Source organism: Halorubrum sp. Atlit-28R (assembly GCF_003665955.1).
GTDB lineage: Archaea > Halobacteriota > Halobacteria > Halobacteriales > Haloferacaceae > Halorubrum > Halorubrum tropicale.
Genome location: NZ_QPLS01000056.1, coordinates 1 through 803, shown reverse-complemented (window position 1 = coordinate 803; position 803 = coordinate 1). Strand labels below are relative to the sequence as shown.

1 pseudogene is annotated in these 803 nt (G+C 63.8%); it reads left to right on the top strand.

Annotated features, from left to right (window positions below):
- Positions 1–269 precede the first annotated feature (269 nt).
- Positions 270–803 (top strand): annotated as a pseudogene (locus DVK06_RS16760) (ATPase); the annotation flags it as partial.

Genomic DNA, 803 nt, shown 5'->3' with positions numbered 1-803 from the left:
CGCCGGCGGCGACGAGCGCGCCGAGGAGCATATCGCCGCTGGCACCCATCCGGCCGTCGAACGCGAGGAGTCGCATGCGTAAACCGTGGTGTTCGAGCGTAAAAACGCCAGCCATCGACGCGCCGTTCCCTGTCCAGTCGGCAGGGATTAGTAGCCGCCCGCCCTACGGTGTGCTAGGCTGTAACCACGAGAGGACGCTGCCTCGGGCCGACCGGGTAAGGACTTATCCGATGGCCTCTCACAGGTATCAGCATCCCCGCGAGGTAATCATGAACGAAGTCCAACTCGAAGTGGGGAAAGCGTACCCGAACGACTCGGGGCGCGGTATCGCCCGTCTTGATCCGGACACCTTGCTCCATCTCAAGCTCTCGCCGGGAGACATCATCGAGATCGAGGGAGGAAAAACGACCGCCGCGAAGGTGTGGCGGGCAGACCGGCAGGACTGGAACACGGATACGGTCCGCATCGACGGGTTCACGCGGCAGAACGCCGACGTGGGCATCGGTGAACGGGTCACTATCCGCAAAGCAGAGGCTACGAAGGCCGACAAACTCGTGCTCGCGCCGCCGGAGGAGGCGAGCGTGCAGTTCGGGTCCGACGCGGCCGGCATAGTCAAACGGCAGATTCTCAAGCGACCCGTGGTCGAACGTGACATCGTCCCGGTGATGTCGAGTACGAACCATCCGTTTATGCGGTCGCCCGGACAGGCGATTCCGCTCATCGCCGTCGAGACGAAACCCGAGGGCGTCGTCCTCGTCACCGAGGACACTGATGTCGAACTCCGCGAGGAGCCCATCTCCGGC